Source organism: Streptomyces alkaliphilus, assembly GCF_014141535.1.
Lineage (GTDB): Bacteria > Actinomycetota > Actinomycetes > Streptomycetales > Streptomycetaceae > Streptomyces > Streptomyces alkaliphilus.
In genome coordinates this window covers 1-4,021 of sequence record NZ_VKHT01000460.1, presented here as the reverse complement: position 1 = coordinate 4,021, position 4,021 = coordinate 1, and the positions used below count along the sequence as shown (strand labels likewise).

At 71.9% G+C, this 4,021-nt stretch carries 5 protein-coding genes and 1 tRNA gene; 5 read left to right on the top strand and 1 reads right to left on the bottom strand.

The window, feature by feature from the left end:
• The 3 genes from FNQ90_RS14950 to FNQ90_RS14940 form a co-directional block, all read left to right on the top strand.
• A partial coding sequence (locus tag FNQ90_RS14950; RefSeq protein ID WP_182606834.1) for a replication initiator occupies positions 1-954 on the top strand: 954 nt, incomplete at its 5' end.
• Positions 951-1,163 (top strand): helix-turn-helix domain-containing protein, encoded by a 213-nt coding sequence (locus FNQ90_RS14945; protein ID WP_182606833.1) that lies wholly within the window; start codon positions 951-953, stop codon positions 1,161-1,163. The genes FNQ90_RS14950 and FNQ90_RS14945, both read left to right, overlap by 4 nt.
• Positions 1,163-2,293: a tyrosine-type recombinase/integrase gene (locus tag FNQ90_RS14940; protein ID WP_182606832.1), complete on the top strand. Its 1,131-nt coding sequence runs from the start codon at positions 1,163-1,165 to the stop codon at positions 2,291-2,293. Before FNQ90_RS14945 ends, FNQ90_RS14940 begins: the two co-directional genes overlap by 1 nt.
• 106 nt (positions 2,294-2,399) lie before the next feature.
• On the opposite strand, the gene FNQ90_RS14935 is transcribed toward FNQ90_RS14940, so the two are convergent.
• A tRNA-Arg gene (locus tag FNQ90_RS14935) sits at positions 2,400-2,472 on the bottom strand.
• A gap of 346 nt (positions 2,473-2,818) precedes the next feature.
• On the opposite strand from FNQ90_RS14935, the gene FNQ90_RS14930 reads away from it, so the two are divergent.
• Together FNQ90_RS14930 and FNQ90_RS14925 are read left to right on the top strand one after the other, a co-directional pair.
• On the top strand, positions 2,819-3,385 hold the full coding sequence (locus FNQ90_RS14930) for a GNAT family N-acetyltransferase (RefSeq protein ID WP_182606831.1): 567 nt from the start codon (positions 2,819-2,821) through the stop codon (positions 3,383-3,385).
• A 152-nt stretch (positions 3,386-3,537) separates the two neighbouring features.
• Positions 3,538-4,011, top strand: a complete 474-nt coding sequence (locus tag FNQ90_RS14925; RefSeq protein WP_182606830.1) for an NUDIX hydrolase — start codon at positions 3,538-3,540, stop codon at positions 4,009-4,011.
• The last annotated feature ends 10 nt before the right edge of the window (positions 4,012-4,021 follow it).

The window sequence follows — 4,021 nt, the reverse complement described above, 5'->3', positions numbered from 1 at the left end:
GTCCGCCCGTGCCGCTGCGGCCTGCGCCACGCCCCCGACGACCCGGCCCTCGGCACACCCATCGACCCCGACCGCTACGACTACGAAGCGGCCGTGCTGTGGAACGCGCACGCCGGAGCCCTGTGGCGACGCTTCACCATCCACCTGCGCCGCGAGATCGCCCACCGCGCCGGACTGCCCCAACGCGCCCTCGCCGACCACGCCCGCATCTCCTTCGCCAAGGTCGCCGAGTACCAACGACGCGGCGCGGTCCACTTCCACGCCGTCATCCGCCTCGACGGCCCCGGCGGCGGCCACACCCCGCCCCCGGCCTGGGCCACGGTCGAGCTGCTGACCGACGCGATCGGGGCCGCCGTCACCCGGGCGAGCATCCCCGGCCCCGTCCTCGACGGCCGCGCGCACACCTTCGCCTTCGGCCGACAGCTCGACATCCGCCCCATCCACGGCCCCGACCTCGACGCCGGCACCGAACTGAGCGAACAGGCCGTGGCGGGCTACATCGCCAAGTACGCCACCAAGGGCGCCGAAGCGGCCACCGGCACCCTCGACCGCCCCTTGCGGTTCCTCGCCGAACTGGTGGGCCTCGACCTCCCCGACCACGCCCGACGCCTGATCCGCACCACCTGGACCCTCGGCGCCCGCAAGGAACTGGAAGACCTCCGACTGCGGGCCTGGGCCCACATGCTCGGCTTCCGGGGCCACTTCTCCACCAAATCCCGCGCCTACTCCACCACCCTCGGCGCGCTGCGCACCGCCCGCGCCGAATGGCGCCGACTCCAAGCCGCCCTCGCACGCGGCGACGCCCCCACCGACACCGGACCCGCACCCGAACCGGACGAGGAAACCACCCTCGTCCTCGGCCACTGGATCTACGCCGGAACCGGCCTCACCCCCGGTGAGGAATGGCTCGCCGACTCCCTCACACCGGGCCCGAAAGGAGAGTCCTCCCGATGAGCGACCGCTATCTCACCGTTGACCAGGTGGCCGAACTGCTGGGCACGACGGCCCGTTTCCCCCGGCGCCTGATCGCCGAGCGGCGGATCGTGTTCGTCAAGGTCGGCCGACACGTCCGCATCCCTCAGAGCGCGCTGAACGCTTTCATCGACGCCAACACGGTGCGGCCGATCGACCACCGGCGCGACTCCCTGCGGAGGGCTGCCTGATGGCCAACGGGAAGGGGAAGCGGCGGAGCTTCGGTTCGGTCCGGCGGCTTCCGTCCGGTCGCTGGCAGGTCCGTTACCGGGACCCGGACACGGGACAACTGCGTCCGGCCGAGAAGACGTACACCACGAAGACCGATGCCCAGCTCGCCCTGACACACATCGAGTCGGACATCACGCGCGGACAGTGGTCCGACCCGGACGCCGGGGCGGTGAACTTCGGCGAGTACGCCGCCGCGTGGTTGCGGGATCGGAAGCTCGCCGACCGCACCCGGGAGCGCAACGAGTCGGTCATGCGGCTGCACATCCTGCCCACCTTCGGAGCCGGGAGCGTGGCGGACGTGACGACGGCCCGGGTGCGCGGCTGGCGCGGCAAACTCCTGGCGGCCGGTGTCGGGGAACCAACGGTGGTCAAGGCGTACCAACTGCTGCGCGCCCTGATGAACACGGCGGTGGACGACGAACTGATCCGGCGTAACCCCTGCCGCGTCAAGGGCGCGGACCGCTACGACGTGCCGGAACGACCGGTTCTCACGGTGGCTGAGGTCTTCGCCGTCGCCGACTCCATCGCGCCGCGCTATCGGCTGCTCGTGCTCCTGGCGGCTTTCACCACCCTGCGGTTCGGTGAGCTGGCCGCCCTGCGCCGCCGGGACATCGACCTCGACGGGCCGACCCTCACTGTTCGCCGTGCCCAGGCGGAGTTGCAGGACGGCCGACTCTTCGACAAGGCCCCGAAATCCGCGGCCGGGGTGCGATCCGTCTCCTTCCCGGCCGAACTGCTCGACGCGGTCACGCACCACCTGGAGCACTTCGCTGCTCCGGGCCGGGACGGACATATCTTCGTCGGGCCGCAGGGTGGACAGCTGCGGCGGAGCAACTTCCGGGACGACTGGGTCAAGGCCCGGGAGGCTGCGGGCGTCACGGCCGAGCTGCACTTTCACGACCTGCGGCACACGGGCAACACGCTGGCCTCGACGGCCGGGGCCAGCACACGGGAGCTGATGACGAGGATGGGGCACAGCAGCTCCCGGGCCGCGCTGATCTACCAGCACATGACCGGCGACCGTGACCGGGCCATCGCCGATCGGCTCGGGGCCATGATCCGCGAAGGTGGGGGAGGGGTCTCCGGCTAGAGATGTGGCATCCGCGTGGCATTAGTGGCACGCGTGTGGCACGACCCCGGACGCGACGAAGGGCCAGCCTCGGAGAAAAACCCTCCTGAGCTGGCCCTTCTTCCTGTGCCCCCGGCAGGATTCGAACCTGCGACACCCGCTTTAGGAGAGCGGTGCTCTATCCCCTGAGCTACGGAGGCGTGGGTGGTGCGGGGCGACGGCCGGTGGCCGTGCGCCGGGGTCAGTGTAGCCGGTGGGGCGCCCGGTGGACGGGCGTGGGGCGGCGCGGCCGGTGGAGGGTCGGTGTGGGTCGCGAGAGGATCGGGGCGCCGGCATCCGGCAGTTGGAGTACCTCCTCGCGATCGTCGTCGGCCACGGCGGTTCCCCCGCGTGGCGGTGGTGCCGGGTCCGGTGTGGCGGCCTCACGGTCCGGGGGAGTGGGTTCGAGGTCTTCGGTGGCCGTGGGGCCCGGTGTTCGGCGGGGCGGGTATGTCCGTGGGCGATAAACGCGTTGCGCGCCGCGAGGGTCGGGGTCATCGTTCGGGCATGGTGACGGAGCGGCGGCAGGCCGAGTGGCGGATACGGGACTATCTGCCCGAGGACTGGGAGGCGATCGAGCGGATCCACGACGCGGCCCGCCTCGATGAGCTGGAGGCCACGGTGGGAGTGGAAGCCTTCCTCACCCTGGCCGAGACCTACGAGAACGAGGGCCTCTTCGACGGTCGGGTCTGGGTCGCCGAGGGCCCCGGCTCCGGTGCGGATCCGGAGGTGGTGGGTTTCGTGGCGCTGGAGGACGACGAGGTGTCCTGGCTTTACGTGGATCCCGCCCGGTACGGGCAGGGGGCCGGTGGCGCGCTGTTGCGGTACGCCGTGGCGCAGGCGGGTGCGCGGGTGGAGACCTCGGTGTTGGCCGGGAACGAGCGCGCGATCGGCTTGTACCAAAGGGTCGGCTTCACGATCGTGGAGACCAGGAGCGGCAAGTTGGTGGGCAACGAGAGCTTTCCGGCGACCGGCCACATCATGGAGTACCGCAAGCCGGTCGGCTGGGCCGTGTGGTCGCCGGGGCGAGGGCCCGGCGGTGAGCCGGCACAACGGGCGGGGCGGGGATCATGACTGTGCGTGTGTGGGTGGCGGGGTGCCCCCGACACGGATGGCTCGGCGGCCACCGAGGGGTGCGCGGACGCGGTGCCCGAGCCCCGGAGGGGGTCTCCGGAAGGGTGAGGTCGGGCGGGCCGGCGGTCCCATCGCGCCCGTAGGCTGACGGAATGGCGACTCCGGAGTTCATCCTCGCGCTGCGCGAGAAGATCGGCAACGACCCGCTGTGGCTGCCGGGCGTGACGGCCGTGGTCCTGGACGGGGACCGGGCGCTGATGGTGTGCCGGGCGGACAACGGTGCCTGGACGCCGGTGACCGGCATCGTGGATCCGGGGGAGGAGCCGGCGGACGCGGCGGTCCGGGAGGTGTTGGAGGAGGCGGGCGTGGTGGCGGTGCCCGAGCGGCTGGCCTCGGTGCGGGTCACCGATCCGGTGGTGTACGAGAACGGGGACCGGACGCAGTACCTCGACCTGGTGTTCCGGTGCCGGTGGATCTCGGGTGACCCGTATCCGGCGGACGGGGAGAACACCGAGGCGCGGTGGTTCCCCCTGGACGGGTTGCCGTCGATGACGGAGGGGATGCGGGCGCGCGTGGAGGCGGCGGCGGCCGAGGAGCCGGCGGCCCGGTTCCGTTTCTCGGGGTGACCGCCCGGGG